The 18,307-nt window shown below is 58.8% G+C and carries 11 protein-coding genes and 1 CRISPR repeat array; of the genes, 2 read left to right on the forward strand and 9 right to left on the reverse strand.

The annotated features are described in order from the left end of the window. The first annotated feature begins 25 nt into the window (after nucleotides 1–25). Nucleotides 26–454: direct repeats of the CRISPR family, unit length 31 nt; unit sequence CGCATTCCATACGGAATGCGTGGATTGAAAT. A gap of 233 nt (nucleotides 455–687) precedes the next feature. Continuing rightward, a complete protein-coding gene (locus tag PA598K_RS29070) occupies nucleotides 688–1,443 on the forward strand; it encodes a class I SAM-dependent methyltransferase (RefSeq protein ID WP_128660294.1) in 756 nt (251 codons plus the stop codon). A 111-nt stretch (nucleotides 1,444–1,554) separates the two neighbouring features. Here PA598K_RS29070 and PA598K_RS29075 read toward each other — a convergent pair whose 3' ends face one another. The 9 genes from PA598K_RS29075 to PA598K_RS29115 all read right to left on the reverse strand — a co-directional run bounded on the left by PA598K_RS29075 (nucleotide 1,555) and on the right by PA598K_RS29115 (nucleotide 16,396). After that, nucleotides 1,555–2,232: a dockerin type I repeat-containing protein gene (locus PA598K_RS29075; RefSeq protein ID WP_128660295.1), complete on the reverse strand. Its 678-nt coding sequence runs from the start codon at nucleotides 2,230–2,232 to the stop codon at nucleotides 1,555–1,557. Between the two features lie 32 nt (nucleotides 2,233–2,264). Next, nucleotides 2,265–3,380, reverse strand: coding sequence for an S-layer homology domain-containing protein (locus tag PA598K_RS29080; RefSeq protein ID WP_185602295.1), 1,116 nt, complete (start codon nucleotides 3,378–3,380; stop codon nucleotides 2,265–2,267). A gap of 176 nt (nucleotides 3,381–3,556) precedes the next feature. Beyond that, nucleotides 3,557–8,074: a cohesin domain-containing protein gene (locus tag PA598K_RS29085; protein ID WP_128660297.1), complete on the reverse strand. Its 4,518-nt coding sequence runs from the start codon at nucleotides 8,072–8,074 to the stop codon at nucleotides 3,557–3,559. A gap of 237 nt (nucleotides 8,075–8,311) precedes the next feature. Beyond that, on the reverse strand, nucleotides 8,312–9,616 hold the full coding sequence (locus PA598K_RS29090; RefSeq protein WP_260405666.1) for an ABC transporter substrate-binding protein: 1,305 nt from the start codon (nucleotides 9,614–9,616) through the stop codon (nucleotides 8,312–8,314). A gap of 115 nt (nucleotides 9,617–9,731) precedes the next feature. Then, nucleotides 9,732–10,562, reverse strand: coding sequence for a carbohydrate ABC transporter permease (locus PA598K_RS29095; protein ID WP_128660299.1), 831 nt, complete (start codon nucleotides 10,560–10,562; stop codon nucleotides 9,732–9,734). A gap of 18 nt (nucleotides 10,563–10,580) precedes the next feature. Beyond that, nucleotides 10,581–11,465 carry a carbohydrate ABC transporter permease gene (locus tag PA598K_RS29100; protein ID WP_260405667.1) on the reverse strand — a complete coding sequence of 295 codons (885 nt, stop codon included), beginning with the start codon at nucleotides 11,463–11,465 and terminating at the stop codon, nucleotides 10,581–10,583. Between the two features lie 77 nt (nucleotides 11,466–11,542). Then, entirely contained in the window at nucleotides 11,543–12,856 is a 1,314-nt protein-coding gene (locus tag PA598K_RS29105) for an ABC transporter substrate-binding protein (protein WP_221414188.1), read from the reverse strand. A gap of 187 nt (nucleotides 12,857–13,043) precedes the next feature. After that, the gene (locus tag PA598K_RS29110) at nucleotides 13,044–14,657 is read right to left on the reverse strand and encodes a helix-turn-helix domain-containing protein (protein ID WP_128660300.1); all 1,614 of its coding nucleotides are present in this window, start codon (nucleotides 14,655–14,657) and stop codon (nucleotides 13,044–13,046) included. Beyond that, nucleotides 14,654–16,396 (reverse strand): cache domain-containing sensor histidine kinase, encoded by a 1,743-nt coding sequence (locus tag PA598K_RS29115; protein ID WP_128660301.1) that lies wholly within the window; start codon nucleotides 16,394–16,396, stop codon nucleotides 14,654–14,656. The genes PA598K_RS29110 and PA598K_RS29115 overlap by 4 nt, the downstream gene beginning before the upstream one ends. Before the next feature lie 960 nt (nucleotides 16,397–17,356). On the opposite strand from PA598K_RS29115, the gene PA598K_RS29120 reads away from it, so the two are divergent. Further along, nucleotides 17,357–18,304 carry a helix-turn-helix transcriptional regulator gene (locus PA598K_RS29120; protein ID WP_128660302.1) on the forward strand — a complete coding sequence of 316 codons (948 nt, stop codon included), beginning with the start codon at nucleotides 17,357–17,359 and terminating at the stop codon, nucleotides 18,302–18,304. The last annotated feature ends 3 nt before the right edge of the window (nucleotides 18,305–18,307 follow it).

The following is an 18,307-nucleotide window of genomic DNA, read 5'->3' on the forward strand; positions in this document are numbered from 1 at the left end:
GCATGAAAGCTTTGTTTTTCGCTGTCGCATTCCATACGGAATGCGTGGATTGAAAAGAGCCAATCGATAAAGGCCAAGGTCTCCGCTGTGTCGCATTCCATACGGAATGCGTGGATTGAAATCGCATAGTGCCATAGCAGCATGCGGGCAGCCGAGTCGCATTCCATACGGAATGCGTGGATTGAAATGCCGAGGATCGTCGCCAGAAACTCCTTGATGCTTGACGCATTCCATACGGAATGCGTGGATTGAAATATCCCCTCACCACCTTCCTGTACTTGTGTCTCTGTCGCATTCCATACGGAATGCGTGGATTGAAATGACTCGTCAAAAGGAGACTTACCAATAGCGAATTGTCGCATTCCATACGGAATGCGTGGATTGAAATTTGCGTAGCTCGGCTGGAACTTCTGGCTTGTTAGTCGCATTCCGTACGGAATGCGTGGATTGAAATCAGAACACGACGATCTCGCCCTTAGCGCCTTTCGTCGCATTCCGGTACGGAATGCGTGAATTGAAATACGTGAATGACATGACCAACGCCGAATGGGACAGTCCCATTCCGCACGAGCACGTAGACTTAAACATCCACCAATCATATATTTGAATCTCCCATTGGGCGCATCCGTATAGAAGCGCAGGGAAGTACTAAGCACCCTGTGACTAATAGAAGTTGGAGGTCGAACAATGGATAATAAAGAACGGTTTACTAATCGAGTCGACGCCTATGTGAAATATCGTCCGAGCTATCCCCGGGAGGCTGTGGATTATTTGTATGCCTCTGTTGGGTTGCGGGCGGAAAGTCGGATTGCAGATATCGGGGCGGGCACGGGGATATTTTCGCAGCTGCTGCTCGAGCGCGGCAGTCGGGTCGTCGCCGTTGAACCGAACCCGGCCATGCGCGAAGCTGCTATACAACGGTTGGGTAGCGCTCCAAATTATGAAGCTGTATCCGGCAGTGCAGAAGCTACGGGATTGCCCAACCAATCCGTCGACTTTATTGTTTGCGCACAGGCCTTCCATTGGTTCGACCTGCCCGCCGCGCAAGCCGAGTTTCGCCGCATCCTCCAACCAGGCGGGTGCGTGGCATTGATCTGGAATTCGCGATTGAGTAGCGGCACTCCGTTTCGAGATACGTACGAGCAGCTCCTGCGTCGTTACGCTACCGACTACAACCAGGTCAATCACAAAAATATTTCTCCGATGACGCTTCGATCTTTTTTCAAGGATGGGACACTGCGTGAGGCTAGATTCGGCTTGGCACAAAGCTTCGACTTCCACGGTTTGCAGGGCAGACTGTCCTCGTCCTCCTATTGCCCCGAGCCCGAGCATCCCAACTATGTCCCGATGATGACAGAGCTGCGCCAACTCTTCGACGCACATCATCAGGAGGGACAAGTAATAGTCGACTACGAAACTGAAATTTACTGGGGAGAGCTCTAACTGTCAAGTCACGCTCTTTGTTCCCAGCATAACAAAAAGTGCAGCCGCCCCTTCCAAAGGTTCGGCTGCACTTTTTTGTTCTTTTTCACACCTTTCCCAGCCAGTCAGACCCTACTCCTCAGCCGCCAAAATCGCCTCGGCCAGCAGCGTCAGGTCCTGCCGGTCGATGCTGCCGCTGTCGTCGAGGTCGGCGACCTGGAGGGCAGGCCAGTCCGCATGCTCCTCGTCGGCGCCCAGCGATGCCGCAGCTATCGCGAGATCGGCGACCGAGAGTCGGCCATCCGCGTTGACGTCTCCAGCCAGCGCTTCCGCTTCCGCCAACGCCCGCGCGGCTTCATCCTCCTCCAGCGCCTCCTCCGACTCTACATCTTCCTCATCCTCTCCAGCCTCTGGACCTTCTGTGCCGGACCCTGGCTCCCCGCCTGCATCGGTCCCCTCGTCACCTGGCTCTGTTCCCTCTTGGCCTGCCTCTGAACCCTCTGAGCTAGACCCTGGTTCCGCCACCGTACCGTACTCCGACGCCTGTCCCTGCTCCGAATCCTGCCCCGGAGCCGGCTGACCCGTTGATGCATCAGGGGCTGTATTACTCTCTGTCACAGGGTCCGTATTCGTCACCGCTACCAAGCCCGGCTCCCGCGCGGAATTACCTGCTTGTACGCTCGTCTCGCCCGCTCCCGCTTGGCCCGCCACCTCTTGCTGAGCATAGCCCAGCACAGGCGAGGTCGCCAGGACCAGACCGAGCGCCAGTACGGCGCTGGTATACATCGCTGCTTTGCTTCGTTTGTTCATCGTTGTCATTCCCTTCTGTCATGCACTGGCATTTATCCGAGTGTCTGAACGTCGCCTGCCGCAGCGTCCAGCAGTCGCAGGATCAAGACGACAGCCTCGGCGCGATTGGTCGGCGCTTGCGGCGCCAGCTGATCGGCTCCCCGACCCTGGATCAGTCCCTCGGCTACCGCGACGACGAATGCCGGCTTGGCCCACGCAGGCACCGCAGCCCAGTCCGCGAAGCCCGCCATCTCGGCCTCCGAGCGCTCCTCACCGATCTCCAGCAGGCCAAGCGCCCGCGCGGCGATCGTCGTCATCTCGGCGCGCGTGATCTGCTGCCCCGGGCGGAAGGTGCCATCATCGAAGCCGTTGATCCAGCCGTTCGTCACCGCCAGCGCGATCTCGGCTCGCGCCCATGCACCGATCTGCGCCGCGTCCTTGAAGGTCGGATCTGCTATCGCCTGTTGGGCCGATGGCTGGAGCGCCCGCACGAGCATTGTCACGAACTCTGCTCGCGTCACCGGCTGCTGCGGCTTGAAGGTGCCGTCGGCATAGCCTTTGACGATGCCGAGCGCCACGGCGCGGTCGATCGCCGACTTGGCCCAGTGTCCCTCGCTCACATCGAGGAAGGCGGGTGCCGGCTCTGGCTCTGGCGGCGTTTCCTGCTCGACGATTGCTAGCTCCAGACGCGCGCCAGGCTTATACGTGGACGCCGTCGTATCCTTCTTGACTGCCTTCACCTGCGTCAGCGACACCTGCGTCTCGCCCGCTTCAGCCGCCCGGAAGGTCAGGCTGGCCAGATCGGCTGCGCCGCTGATCGCCGCCGTCGTGGCGCCAACCTTCGTGAAGGCGAAGACGATCTCGTCCGCTCCTCCGGCCTGTCCCTCACGCACCAGCGGCGTCACCGCGAACCCCGGCATTTGCAGGCTCGCCGCCCGGACGAAGGTCAGCGCCTCCCGGTCATACGCCACGACCAGCTCGTAGCCGAATACATCCTTCAGCGCCTCTGCGCGCACCTTGATCGTTATCTCATCCCCTACATCGACCGATTGCTCCTCCGATACCCCGACTGTAAATGTCGGCTCCGCATCCTCCGCCTGCGCTGCAGGCACCACGATTCCGAACAGGAGCGCGATACACAGCACCCACCGAATAACCTTTGAAGTCACGATTGGTTTCCGTCCTTTCCCGAGCACGGGGACTCCGGCTGCCGCCGCTCATGCGACAACAGCCCGGATCACCCTCATGTTAGTATACATACTCTCCCGACCACGCCTCCCGTAAACCTGGCGAAGCGCCAAAGGAGAGGGCAGCCCACGGCCGCCTTCTCCTCTCGTCTTGCGGATTACCAGTTCAGGATGCGGGTCGCCAGCCAGACCAGATCCTGAATGTCGATCTTGCCGTCATTGTTGCGGTCATGCTGCTTGACCGACTCCCAGCCCGGGCTGGCCGAGGTCATGCCGTACGACTTGGCTACGATGCCCAGATCGCCGACGGTCAGCTTGTTGTCGCCGCTGTAGTCGCCATCGACGTAGGTGTTGACCGCACCCCGGAACGTCTGCACCGCAGTGTTCAGCGCCGCATAAGCGCTCTGGATCTGTTCAGCCGTCGCGTTCGCATCATTGAAGACCGCGCGCGCCTGGTCGATCGCCGCCTTCAGCGCTGCCTTGCTGCCTGCCGGATACTGACCGATCCGGTAGCCTTCGACAGCTGCGTCATGGAGCGCCTCGGCTGTCGAGATCAGCTCGCCCAGACCGCTGCGGTCGACGACATCGATCTGCACCTGATAGGTGCTGCCAGCGATCGTCGTCTCGTTGCCCTGGCTGTCCGCGATGACGGCCCGGGTGATCGGGATCGTCGTCGTGCCGCCAGCGGCATCGCCCTTGACGTTGAAGACGACGTCGGCCAGCGAGCCGTTCGGATCGGTCTGCGCATCGCCCAGATGCACAGCCAGGAAGCGGATCGTGCCGGTTGCTGCGTCCTCCTTCGTATCGACGACGAGGAACTTATCCTCATCCTTGGAGACGATCTCCACATACTCCAGCTTCGCCGGATCGTATGCGATCGTGATGTCTTGCGCCAGCACCTCCTGCTCGACGCCGTTCAGTCCATAGCTCAGGTCCAGCGCTTGCCCCGGACGTACCGTCTCGGCGCCCGAGAGCGACGCGCCGACCGGCAGTTCGGCGATCGCCTGCTGCGGATAGAAGTCGAAGCGGTCGAAGGCCGGCGTGTACTGACGCGGCACATGCGTATAGTTGTTGAACGGATACGACGAACCGCCATAGGCGTTGGAGCCGCCGTTGTACGTATTGTTATTGGAGAAGCGGATCGTGTTCGTACCCGCCTTCAGCTCGACATCCAGCGTCTGTGTGGCGAATTGCTGCCACGAGATCGTATTTTTGAAGTATACGGTCTGCGGCGCTTCGCCGTTGACGCTGATCTGCGCATAGCGCTCGACGACATCGTTGTTGTAGGCATGCGTCCCGGAGCTCTCGCCGTTGGCGTAAGTGACGACCATCTTGTAGATGCCGTCCTTCGGCACGACGATATCCTGCACCTCCAGATAACGCTCGGCTCCGTCATAGGACGTGATGCCGTTGACGTACTTGCCGCCGGACGCGTACTTGGCAAAGGCGTCACTCCGGATCAACGGCAGCTCGGAGCCTGCCGGGGTACCGACGATATGCGCCTCCTCGGCCTCGATCGACAAGATTGGCGTCTGCCCCTCATACACGGCGCGTACATAATCGAGGCTCAGCGGAGCGCTCGACTTCACGTCGATCAGATTGATGCCTGTCCGCAGGAACATCCGTACCTTGGCATCCTGCCACTGTCCGTCGGTGCTGGACACCTCGATGTCAGTTACAGGCTTGCGGTCATGCGTGAGCTGGATCGCGCCGTCGCCTGTCGAGGCGTAGCGCAGCGTTACATCGTACATGCCGTCATCGAGTACGCTGACGACGAACCGCGCATTGGCATCGGCCTGCTGGCCATACCCTGTCAGATAACCCGCGCTCTGGAAGCCCGCGATGCTGCTGCCACGCGACAATCCTTTGTTGCTGTCATACTCGGTGAATTCGGCTTCTACCGTATAGTTTGGCTTGGCGCCCGGCGCGCCGTTGTACGTCAGCTCGATCGCATCGAGCGTCGATTCGCCTTGGCCCGCTTCGCCTGTATCCGGGTTATGCTTGCTGATGCTGATGGCGTGCGTGCCGCCCGTCAGGTTGACGAAGGTCGTATTGCCGCCCAGATGATGCATGCCATAGTCGGCGCGCAGCATGATCTTCACGGCTGGCTCGTTGTCCACCTTCAGATACCATTCCGAGTTGACGCGTTGGTTCGAGTTGCCGGTATTGGCCTGATTGGGCATGCTCGCTGTCGAGCCACTGCCGCCGATCAGGTCGAGACGGTAGCTGCCGTCCTTCGGCACGGTGATATTCGTCCATTTCACCAGACTGTCCGCCTTGTTGATGGCCTCGACGATCTGACCGTTCGAGGCGGAGCGGCTATAGCTCCGTTTCGGATACAGATTGGTGGTGGTGACGTTCGTCTTCACCTGGGCATTCTCCGCCTCATAGCGGCCGAACCACACTTCCTCGCTGTCGCTGTTCACGGCAGGCGTGAGGACGACGAAGTAGGCCGAGGTGTAATCGTCCAGCTTCACATCCAGCGTCACAGAGCCGTTCTGCACCGGCAGATTGCGGTCGATAATCTTCGTCGGCTCGACCAGGAAGCCGGTCAGTCCGGTGTAGCCGGCATGCCATACGGTCGCGCGGACCTGCGTAGCGCCTGTCAGGAACTCAGGACTGTTGGCATTGCCTGTTACATTGTTGAACACGATCTGGCCATTGCCCTGCGTGCCGCCGAAGGCCATGGCGACTTGCTTCTTCTCGTCCTGGATCGAGGACAAGCCGTACAGTCCAGGTCCGTAAGCATCGTTCTCATGGTTGGCCTGGATGACGCTCACCTTGGCCATGTCGCCGCCCATCATGTCAGCGTACCATTTGTACAGCCACCATGCGCCGTTCGGTTCGTTTTGTCCGGCCAGCAGCGAGCCGTACGAGTTTGCCGTGTTCCAGTAAGGCAGCATGCTGTTCATCTTCAGCTCGTCGTAGCGAGCGATGTATTGAACGAGCGACCCGCCGACGGCGATCTCCGTCGTCTGCGCGTATTCGTTGATGTCCACCTTGATCGGGAACGGCGATGGCCGGTCCGGATACAGCTCCGCATACCGCGCCTTCACTTGATTCTCGACTCCGCGGTACGTGTTGAGCGCGCCCGAAGCCGCATTAAACGCCTCATCCCACAGCATATGCCAGCTGATAATCTCAGGCAGGCAGTCGTTCTCCACGCAGTACGGGACGAAGTCCGCGAACAGTCTGGAGCCGTATTGCGTCAAGTTCGGTCCGGAGATCATCGCGCCCGGATCGATCTCGCGGATCTTGTCGGTTACCTTTTTCCAGTCGCTGTTGAACACCGCCCGGGAGGCTGTGCCCGTCTGGCCTTCTCCCAGCAGTTGCGGATACCGCGTATTGTTCTGCTCCGGCTCGTTGAACGGGATATAGATAAATTTCTCGTCCGGGTCCTGACCCGGATTGTCCAGTCTCCACTGGTCCTTGAACGCCTTGACGGCATTCGTTACCGGGATGACCGCCTCATTGATATACTCCTCCGCCGTCCTCGACGGATAGTACCAATGCTGATAGTAGTCCTGCATGACGATATTGACCGCTTCGCCGCCTGCCTCGAAGAAGTAATCCGCTACCCGCAGCGCATCGCCCGTCGGATGCTGGATGCCGTTAGGCGGCTTCTGCGAGATATGCGATGGCTTGATCGGCAGCAGCGTATTGATGTCCGGCACATTGGGCTCGCTGATGGCATAGAGCGCGCCTGCCGAGCCGTGGAACACCTCGCCGAGCGAGCGATCCGCCAGATTGACGGCGATCTTCGCAGGAGCAGGAGCGCCTACCTCGTGCTTCGTCTCCTCGTACAGCGCCGCCACCTCTTCGGCCGACAGCTTCACGTTGTAGAGACGGATATCGTCGAACTTGCCGCCGATATCGCGGTCCGACGTATAGAGCGAGCGTCCGAACGCATTGTGCTGCAGCGCCGCCAGATAGTCCGGGTTGAACAGACGCTCCATGATCGTCGCCATCGTCGCGCCGGAGGTCGTATTGTTGCCGACTGCAACCTGGCTGCTGACGAGCTGACCGTCGATGAACAGCTCATACGCGCCGTCGTTCTTCATCGTCACCGTTACTTGCTGCCATTTGTTGCGCGTCGGGCTGCTCGCCCAAGAGATGTCGCCCTTGTAGCTGGCGATCTTGGTCGTGTCGGTCCCGTAGTAGATCCGGTTGTTGAATGTCGCGCTGCCGCCGGCGATGACGACAAACTCGGGGTCCTGCCAGCCGTTGATGCCGCTGTTCGTCAGCCCCTTCTCCGAGATGGTCGAGGAAAACAGCCGCGTATAGCCGCTGGAGGCTTGATCGATGCTGGCCCATACCGACAGCGTCAGCTCATCCGTGACGTCTGCGTATAGCTGGTCCGGCAGCTTCAGCCAGGCCGTACCGTTCGCGCCGCCCGGCAGGGACAGCACCTGTCCTCGCAGGCTGTCGTTGATGATCGTTGCGGTCCCCTTAAGCTCGGCATTGTCGGCCGACTCGGCCGGATTTTCGCTGTTGGCCACGACCGCCTGATTGACCTCCGATTGCTCGAACGTCCAGTTGAAGATCGGCGTCGCCGCCGTCGCCCGGCTCGCGGACGGGATTCCCCCCTGGGAATCGGAAGCGCTTGCAATCGCTGTCGGCATCATGAGCAGCAGCGCAAGCCCAGACAAGATGGATCGTTTGACATAATGCTTCAACTTCTTCACCTCAATTTTTAGTTTTGCTTGACTCTATTAGATGATAAGACAGGGCACCGGAATAGAAAATCAACGAATTTTACTATTCATGTTCCTTTCTTTACGATCTTTTTTGCCTTGCGACAGGCCGTCATGTACTTTTTTGTCCATGTCGTACCGCCCGTCGACAAACAACGATCCCTGTCGCCATAAGCAGACAGGGATCGTTGTTGACGCTGCTAAAAACAGCGGCTGCGTTCACGAATCTCGCGCTCGCCGGCCGTTCCTCCGCTCCTCGAGCGCCGCCTCGATATCGGCGAGCGCATCGGCGAGCGTACCGCCGGCCAGATACTTGTTGACACCCTCCTGTATCCGCATCTGCAGCGTCTCGTTGGACACGGTATGCGGCCAGTAGAGCACGGCGTCCTCCCGCCGCAGCAGTGTCGCGATATCCTCGATCACATGATCGACGACCTGCGACGAGGCGACCGACGGCACCGCCAAGGCCTGGGCGGCGAGCCGCTCCTGATTGGCCTTGCTGTTCATATAGGCGACGAACAGCCGCGCTTCCTCGGGGTAGTCGGTCCGGGCATTGATGACGCGATAGGTGCCGATGTTAATATTAGGGATTGTCTGCGTATCGCCCGGGATCATCATAAAGCCGATCTCGTTGGACGGATTGCGCTCCTTGATGCTCAGCAGACTCCAGGAGCCGGTCGTGATCATCGCCGCCTTGCCCTGACTAACCAGATCCTTGGCCTGCTCATGCTTGAGCTGCAGCCAGTTGGGCGGCACATAGCCGCGCTCGATGATCTCCTTGTGCTTGCGGATCGCGCCGACGAAGATCGGGTTGTCCACCGGGATCTCGCCGCTCTCCAGCTTCCGCGTCCACTCCGGGTTGGCGCCGCCGTTGACCAGCATCGGTCCCCAAAAAAACTGCGCCGTCGACCATTCCGAGTCGGTCGCGATCGGGATGATGCCATGCGCCTTGAGGGTCTCGCATGTCGCCAGGAACTCCTCCCACGTCTGCGGCACCTCCAGGCCGAGCTGATTGAACACCGTTTTGTTGTAGATCAGCCCATTGCTGTGCATCACCTCCGGCGCGCCCAGCACCTTACCGTCCACGGTGACGGGAGCGAGCGAGTTGGGCAGCATGTCCTGCAGGAAGTCCATCCCGGTCAGGTCCAGGTACATATCATCCCGCAGCTGGCGGAACTCCTGGAACAGGCTGGGCGACCACGTATCGAACACATCGATCTTCTCGCCGCCGAGCAGCCGAATTTTGACACCCGCCGTATAGTTCGCATTCTGGATAAAGTCCGTCTCGATCTTGATGTACGGGTATCGGTCCTCGAACTCGGAGATCGCCTCGAAGTACGCCTTGCCCGACTGGGCCGCATCGAGCAGGTAGCTCGTATAGCGCAGCACCACCTGCTCCTCGGGCACGCCCGAGCGCTCCAGCAAGGTCGAGGCTCCGTCGCCGGACTCCGAGGAGCAACCCGCCAGCACTGTCAGGAGCAGCAACAGCTTTAACCCTTTTGCCGCGTTTCGTGTGCCTTGCACGCTTTCCATCCCTCCCGGTGACCCTGCAGCGCCTTGCCTCCGCCGGTCCCGCCTTCTTATCTCAGGTCTACCATGACCGCCCCGCTCCAGTCAAGCTCTATTGCTGCTCTGCCTGCTACAGCTTGCCGCCGGACGTCGCGATCCCTTCGATGAACTGCTTTTGGAAGGCGATGTAGATGAGCAGCATCGGCCAGATCGCCAGGATCGACGCGCTCATCAGCTCGGGGTAATGGACGGAGTACGCGCCCTGAATTTTGGCCAGCGCAGATGATAGCGTCGCTGCGTTGGCGTTGGTGTTGACGATCATCGGCCACATCAGATCCTTGTACGCGAACAGTGCGGTGAAGATACCGAGCGCCACCAGCCCGGAGCGGGCGAGCGGCAGCATGACGCGGACGAACGTCTGACCGATATTGCAGCCGTCCAGCTTGGCCGCCTCCTCCAGCTCCTTGGGCAGTCCCATGAAAAACTGGCGCAGCAGGAAGGTGCCGAACGCGCTCACCAATCCCGGGAACAGCAAGGCAAAAATCGTGTTGCGCATCCCCATTGCATCGACCATCAGGTACTGCGGGATGATGAAGATCTGCGTAGGCACCATCATCTGGAACAGCACGAGACCAAAGAAAAAGTCGCGCCCGGGGAATTTCAGCCGCGCAAACGCATAGGCGGCCATCGCGCTGAACAACAGCGAGCAGAACACGCGCAGCGCCATCATCGCGAACGTATTCCAGTACAGCTGCAAAAAGTCGTTTTGCCGCAGCACCTTGGCATAGTTCACCCACTGAAAGTCGGCGGGCAAGAACACAAAGGGATTCATCGAGGTTGACTCCGCTACGGTCTTCAGCGATGTCAGCACCATCCACACGAATGGCAATATCATGGCGCATGCTCCCGCCAGGAGCAGCGCATGGGCGGCAAATTTAATCATGCGATTGCTAGCCGTCATGTCGTAACGCCTCTTTCCTTACATATAGTTGACCCACTTCTTCTGCGCTCTCGTCTGGAACACCGTAATGATCAGGATGATTGCGAGCAGCAGCATTACGATCGCCGAGCCGTAGCCCTTGTCGGAGTACTTGAAGGAGTTGTTGTAGAACAAGTAGACAAGCGAGACCGTCCGGTCATACGCCGGATTGGTCACATCAATCATCATATAGATCACGTCGAATACCTGCATCGCCTGGATGATCGACGTCACCAGCACGAAAAACATCGTCGGCGACACCAGCGGCAAGGTAATGACGAAAAATTGTCTGAATTTGCTCGCCCCGTCGATATCGGAGGCTTCGTAAAAATCCTTGGGAATCTCCTGCAGACCGGCCAGGAACAGCACCATATTGTAGCCGATGACGCTCCAGATGCCGATGATCGCGATCGCCAGCATCGCCACCTTCGGATTATTGGTCCAATCGACGGACGGCAGCCCGACCTGATTGAGCATGTAGTTGATCAGACCAAACTGGGTGTTGTAGAGCCAGCGCCAGACCATCGTGACCGCAGCTGGCGCGGCGACCATCGGGATAAAGTAGATCGTCCGGTACACCGTCTTGCCGCCCAGCTTGCCATTGAGCAGCACCGCCACCACCATCGCGATCGCGATGCTGACTGGCACGACCAGGATCGTGTAGAGCAAGGTGTTGCCCACTGCGTGCATCACCTGAGAGTCCGCCAGCATCCGCTCATAGTTGCCGGCGCCGACATAGACATTGCCGCGGCCGAAGTCCCCGCTCTTAAAGAAACTCAAATAAAGCGACTGCATAATCGGGATAATGTTGAGCACCATCAAGCCTATAATTGTCGGGGCGATTAGGAACCAGCCCCAGGACCATTCATTCCAGTTTTTCTTCACGGTTATCTTCTCCTATCCAAATTGCGGCGCCTCTGCACGAGGAGCCGCAATCTGGGGTCTGGTATCAAGTTAGACGCCTATTTCTCTGACGCGAGACTTTCGTTCATGACCGCTGCTGCATTTTTAGACGCTTCCTCGACCGATTTCTCGCCGGTGAAGGCTGGCTTGAGCGCCTCGTACGCTTTGTCTTCCCATACCGCTGTCGTGTTGGAGTAAGGCCGGATGACCGCATAGTCGACCATGTCCACGAACGCCTGGATGTTGAAGTTCGGGTTGGACGACACCCACAGGTTGGCGGTTCCTTCGTAGGCGGAGATCGCTACGCCCAGCTCGGCTTGACGCTCCTGTGCTTTTTTGGAGCCCAGGTACTCGACGAATTTCCACGCTTCCTCGGCATGCTCCGTGTTGTGAGCGACCGCGTGACCCAGACCGTTGAAGATCGACGCCTGACGCTCCTGCTTCGGCAGGACGGCGACATCGAAGTTTTGGGCGATAAATTCGTTGGACGAGAAGCCCGACAGGTTCCACGAACCGAAGAAGCCCATCGCTACCAATCCGTTTTGCAACGCTTCGGCGCGCTCGCTGTCGCCGTAGATGGCCGGCGAGAGACCGTCGCGGATAAATTTGGTGTAGAACTCCAGCGCTTCGATCGTCTTCGGATCGTCGTAGCCGGATTTTTTGTCGTCGGTGATGACGGTGCCGCCGTTCTGGTAGATGAAGTTATAGTAACCCTCTTGGTTGTGGAACGGCGTCAGGATGCCATACACGCCATCCTTGGTCAGCGTCTTGGCTGCGTCGTACAGTGTATCCCATGTCCAGGAGTCATCCGGATAGGAGACGCCCGCTGCATCGAACAACGTCTTGTTGTACCAGAGGCCGATCGTGTCGAAGTCCTTCGGAATCGCGTACTGCTTGCCTTCGAAGTTATAGATCTGGGTCAGCCCTTCCGGGAATTTATCCATCTCTACAACATCGCTGCCAGCGATCTTGTCGCTCAGATCCATCAGCATGCCGTTGGAGGCGTAGCGATAGATTTCATTGGAGTGCATCCAGAACACGTCAGGCAGCGAGCCGCCAGTCGCTCCGGCCTCCAGCATCGTCCAGTAGTCGCCCCAGCCCGTCACGGTGATGTTGATCTTGGTGCCCGGATTGTCGGCCTCGAACTCGTCGGCGATCGTCCGCAGCCCCTTCTCCTGATTGGAATCCCAGATCGCATACGTGAGCGTCACCGGGTCCTTCGTTTCGGTTTTTGGCGTCTCCTCGGCCGGCTTCTCTCCGCCTGTATTGCCTCCCGTATTGCCGCCTGTCGCGTCGCCGCCACCATTATTCGCGCTGCATGCCGACAACACCAATCCGAGTGCCAGCAGCAACGATACGCTTGCTTTCTTCAACTTCACTACCCCCATACGATGAGATTGGATGATTGCTTTCCGCAATTCCTTCCTCCATCTTAGCGGAAGCCCCGCTCAGCCAAAATCAACGTTCTTTACCACTCGCTTTATTTTTTTTACCGTTTGCCCGCATACCAAAAAAGCGCATGGCGCACCATGCACTTCTTTTACTGGTTCATGTTCTTTCTCAACTTGACAGGCCCCGATACTCCTCCGGCGACACCCCGGTCACCTTTTTGAACAGCTTGCTGAAGTAGGTCGTGTTCGAATAGCCGACGCGGCTGGCCACCTCGTAAATTTTGAGATGCCGCTGCTTGAGGTAATACTTGGCCTGATCGATCCGCAGCCGCGTCAGGAAGCTGACGAATGTCACGCCGATCTCTTGCTTGAACACGCGACTCAGGTAGGAGGCATTGACGCTGATCGCATCGGCTACTGTCTGCAGCGAGATATCCTCGTCGGCATATCGCTCGATGACGATATCGCACGCCTGCTGGGCGTAGCTCTTGGGCTGGACCGCATCCAGCTCGCGACTGTCCCGCTGATGTCGCAGCGTCTCCAGGAGGAGCCCGTGCAGATCGGACAGCCGCTCTGCCAGCAGGATCCGCTCATACGGCGTGAGGCGTTGGCCGTCCGCCCCTCCCTGCTCCTCTGGCGCATGAGGATACGCCGACATGATGAGCAGCAGCAGCCGCGCGTACAGCTGGCGCACGCTCTTCTCCGAGTAAGCGCCGTCGACGCAGCGACTGCGGATCGCCTCGGCATACCCCCGCGCGCCCTCGTCATCGGTCAGCACCAGTCTGCGGAACTCCGCCATCTCGGCTTGGTCGAGGTGGAGCTCGCGCGTCTCCCGCTGGCCGCCGCGTGCCTCAGGCACGAAGTAACGGACCGCCTCCTCTCGGAAGAACAACTCGCCGATCGCCGCCTCCGCTTCCTGGAACGCCTTCTTCAGCGCATGAAAGCCGGAGGCTGGGGCGCTGACACCGAGCGATACCGAGATGCCGAGGAAGTCGCGCATCGCCTGTACCAGCGTCGCGAACAAGCCATCGAGCGTCTCCCCGGGCACCTCTCCAGACGCAGGCAGATTCATGAACAGCAGATACTCGGAGGAGCTCTCGATGATGATCTCCCGGTTCCATTGCCGCGACACCAGTTCCTCGATGACGTTCACCACCGCATAGCGCAGCAGCTTCTCATCCTGCTCCTGGTACTTCTGCCGCACCTCCTCGAACCGGTCGATCCGCAGCTTGGTCAGCAGGACCGGTCCATCCTCGAGCGCGATATGCAGCGCCTCCCGCCGCTCCGCCACCTCCTCGCCGCCCCGGAAGCCGCTGATCAGCTCCTTGAACAGCGTCTCCTTCAGATAGCCGATGCCTTCCTTGAGCTCGCCTGCCAGCACCGAGCCGCCACCCGCCGCCCAGAGCTTCTCCAGATTACGGCGCACGCCCGCCAGCACCTGCTGCAGCTGCTCCGGCTTGATGTCGCCCTTGATCAGATAGTCGGACGCGCCGAGCCGGATCGCCTCCTGCGCGTATTGGAACTCGTCCAGCACGCTCATGATGACGAACTGACAGTCCGGCAGCAGCCGGGACGCCTCGCGGATCAGCGCCAGGCCGTCCATCACGGGCATCTTGATATCCGTGATGATGAGCGACGGACGCAGCCGCTCGGCCAGCTCGAGCGCCTCTTGACCGTTGGAGGCCTCGCCGACCAGGCGGAAGCCAAGCGACTCCCAGTCGAGCATCCACTTGAGCCCGATGCGCATCAGCAATTCGTCGTCCACGATGATGAATGGGATCATGTTGTCATCACTCCTTGCTCCTCCGGATCCAGCGGTACGCGGATCATGAAGATCGTCCCCTGGTCCGGCTTGCTTGTAAACGTCACGCCATAGTCGGGTCCGAAGACGAACTGGATGCGGGTATGGACGTTGCGTATGCCGATCCCGCCTTCGCCGCCCGTCTCCTGCTCCTCGCCGTTCAACTGGCGGAACACCCGCGCCGCCGTCTCCTCGTCCATGCCGCGGCCATTGTCGGCGACCGCGATCACCATCTCCGCCTCGCCGCTGCGCACGACGGAGATATCGATCTGGCCGCCGCCCTCCCGGTCGGCGACGCCGTGGAAGATCGCATTCTCGACCAGCGGCTGGATCGTCAGCTTCAGCACCGCCTGCTCCAGCAGCGATGCATCCACCTGCTCGGTGACGCGGATGCGGTTGAAGTACCGTACCTTCTGAATCGTAATATAATGGCGCACATAATCCAGCTCCTCCCGGAGCGGCACCAGGCGCTGCTCCATGCGCGTCGTATACCGCAGCAGCGCGATCAGCGACTCCACCATCTCGACGATCTTCTCGGACCGCTGCATCGTGGCGATCCACTTGACCGAGTTGAGCGTGTTGTACAGGAAGTGCGGGTTGATCTGCGCCTGCAGCGCCCGGATCTCCGCTTCGGTCTTGGCGCGCTGCTCCTCGTAGATGCGATCCACGAGCAGCTTGAGCTCCTGGGACATCTGCTGGAAGCGGACGGCCATCAGCCCGATCTCGTCGTTGGAGCGCACATCGGTCAGATTGTCGAACTTGCCTTGCTCGACGAGCGACATGTTCTTCATCAGCGTCTTGATCGGTCGCGTGATGACGTTGGAGAGATAGACCGAGCTGAACAGCGCGAACAGGACGAGGATCGTCACGATCGTGATCAGATTGCGCTTGAAGATATCGCCCTCCACCGCCAGCTCATTGACCGGAATGTACAGGTACGAGGACCAGTCATGCGTCTCGAAGGAGGCGCTGACGAAGATATAGTCCTCGCCGTCCGCCTCGACGACCTGACGGTTGCGGGCCGGATCGCCGCTCCGCTCGGCGAGCTGGAACTTCTGTCCGAACGGATCGCCGATCTGCGCATAGTCGGCATTGTAGATAATCTCGCTGTCGTCGTCGACGATCGTAAAGGCCTGGCGCACACTGTCCTGCATCCGCGTATTCAGCTCGTCGATGAAGCGGATGTCGATGCTGACGACCATGACGCCGAGCAGCTCGCCGTTTTCCATATCGAAGATCTTCCTGACGTTGTAGATCGCCCAGTTGTCCGAGAGTCTCACCTGCTGATCGATGCGCGGCGGCAGGTCAGTCGTATACGCCTCCGAGGCGAGGAACTCGCCGAACCACGGCTCGCCGCGCGGATCGTACGTGTAGTCGATCGGCGAGTTCGGATGGATGTACAAGTCGTCGCCGCCGTTCAGGTTGTACACATAGATCGCGATGGCCCGATCCTTCATCGTGATATAGTTGAGCAGCAGCTGCGTCGCCTGATTTTCGTTTTCCTTGGACGTATCGAGCAGGAAGTTCTGGATCGGATAATGCTCCTGCGAGACCGCCGTCACATAGCTGTTGAGTCCATAGCTGGAGAGGAGCGAGATCTTCTTGGCCTCCTCCAGGAACTCCTCGATCCGGAGATTCGACTGGGTCAGCACGTCCATCATCAGATCGGTATACTTGCGCTCCAGCAGCTGCTGGGAGGAGCGGTACGAGTTGACGAACATGATGACGATCGGGATGAGGATGACGAGCAGACAGAAGACGATCAGCTTGTTCCGGATACTGATAAAGGACCGATGCCCGCGTTCGATAAGCGCTCACCACCCGTTATATTAGCGTTGTAGTAGATTCCATAACAATGAGTATAACACTAGCAACGCGGAACGCGAATACAAATTCAACGGCTCAATTTTCGGTTGGCACGAGCAGGGAAGGGAAGAAGTGAATTATGCAAAAATGTATACAGAGGACGGCAGGACTTCTCAGCGGGAATCTGATCCCAGCGGGGCAGCATAAAAAAAGGAGAGAGGTGAAATATAACAAAATGAGGGGTAGAGTGCAGCAATTAGTTGGAGCGCGTCGGATAGGAGCGCGCGACGGATAGAGCTTACGGAAAGAGTCCAGACTCACTAGCCGAGATTTGACCAACTACACGGCGGTCAGGCGGAAATTTGCCAGGTTTATTTTCCTCAAATTCAGACCTGAGCATTTTGGCCCCCTCTCTCAGCTAACGCTCACCTTCGACCTTATTTCACCTATTCAAATTGGATTTATATTCTAACGCTCGTGGTAGCGCTTATTTACGAAAAAAATGCAAAAATTATCGGGTTTCAGCTCAATAATCGCTGTGACAAGCGTTAGGATGAGGAAGGACGCTAATACGTCCAAATAAGCGCCGGGGCGAGCGTTAGCGTATGTCAATAGGCGCTCTTTCCGCTCGCAACTCCCAGCGTACGAGGTCCGGCGGCATGACAGCGGTCGGACTACTGCATGCTCGCCCCTTCTAGCTCCTATACGAGAGCGTGCCTCCCTTCCAGCTCCCATGCAAATCCGGGTTTGCGCACCTCAAGCGCTGTCGCGTAGCGCCAGTGCCGATCATGCCCGCATAGCCATGACTACGACGCTGCGTTATACTTTTGGTATAAGATCTCCAACACCAAGCCTATGAAAAGGATACCGATACAATGAACAAAACCGACCGCATGCTGGCCATTGTCATTGAGTTACAGCGTAAAGGCGTGCTGCGCGCCGAGGATCTGGCGGCCAAGTTTGAGACGAGTGTGCGCACGATCTATCGCGACGTCCAGGCGTTAAGCGAAGCTGGCGTTCCGGTGGCAGGGGCGCCGGGGATCGGCTACTCCCTGATGGAGGGCTACTTTTTGCCGCCGATCAGCTTTCAGTCGGAGGAGGCGGTTGCGCTTCTGATTGGAGCGGATTTTGTGAGTATGAGACTGGACGCCGAGTTCGGTGCGAAGGCTAGAGGCGCGCAGGAGAAGATTGAGACGATTTTGCCGGATCACGTACGTAAGGAGGCTGAGCAGCTCCGCTCGACGATTCGACTGTTGAATGTCAAAAGGGAACAGACGCACGGCCTCGAGAAAGAAGCGTTCAAGCAGCTGCGCCAAGCGATTTTGCATCATCGCAAGGTGCGCTTTGGCTACGCCAAAGCGTCGGCGGCCTCGGAAGAACCCCGCCATAGCGAGCGAACGGTAGCTCCCTACGGGCTCGTGTTGTCCAAAGGGGTGTGGATGCTCGTTGCTTGGTGCGAGCTGAGACAAGACATCCGACATTTCCGACTGTCTCGCATGCATCGGCTGGTCCTGCTGGAGGAGTCGTTCCGCAATGATCCAGACTTCCGTTTCGAGGATTATCGCCCAGTAGATGATCGGTGTCTGGTCGTCCGCCTGTGGGTCGACCCAGCGATTGTGGATCGGGTGCGGGAATCGGACAACTACTATATGGAATCCCTTGAGCCCGGCGACGGCGGATGGCTGGCTACGTTCCGCGTCAGGCAAGCCACGGACCTCCTCCAATGGACGCTCGGCTGGGGCGCATCGGTGTATGTGCTAGAGCCGGAATCGCTGCGCGAGCGAATGCGCGAAGAAATTAATCGCTTGACTCAACGCTACTGACAA

It is taken from the genome of Paenibacillus sp. 598K, from assembly GCF_003851045.1.
GTDB lineage: Bacteria > Bacillota > Bacilli > Paenibacillales > Paenibacillaceae > Paenibacillus_D.

What these genes read in the sequence shown, in the direction of transcription:
- PA598K_RS29070 (WP_128660294.1), top strand. Translation starts at nt 688, where the DNA reads ATGGATAATAAAGAACGGTTTACTAATCGAGTCGACGCCTATGTGAAA.
- PA598K_RS29075 (WP_128660295.1), bottom strand. Translation starts at nt 2,232, where the DNA reads ATGAACAAACGAAGCAAAGCAGCGATGTATACCAGCGCCGTACTGGCG.
- PA598K_RS29095 (WP_128660299.1), bottom strand. Translation starts at nt 10,562, where the DNA reads ATGACGGCTAGCAATCGCATGATTAAATTTGCCGCCCATGCGCTGCTC.
- PA598K_RS29110 (WP_128660300.1), bottom strand. Translation starts at nt 14,657, where the DNA reads ATGATCCCATTCATCATCGTGGACGACGAATTGCTGATGCGCATCGGG.
- PA598K_RS29115 (WP_128660301.1), bottom strand. Translation starts at nt 16,396, where the DNA reads ATGTTCGTCAACTCGTACCGCTCCTCCCAGCAGCTGCTGGAGCGCAAG.
- PA598K_RS29120 (WP_128660302.1), top strand. Translation starts at nt 17,357, where the DNA reads ATGAACAAAACCGACCGCATGCTGGCCATTGTCATTGAGTTACAGCGT.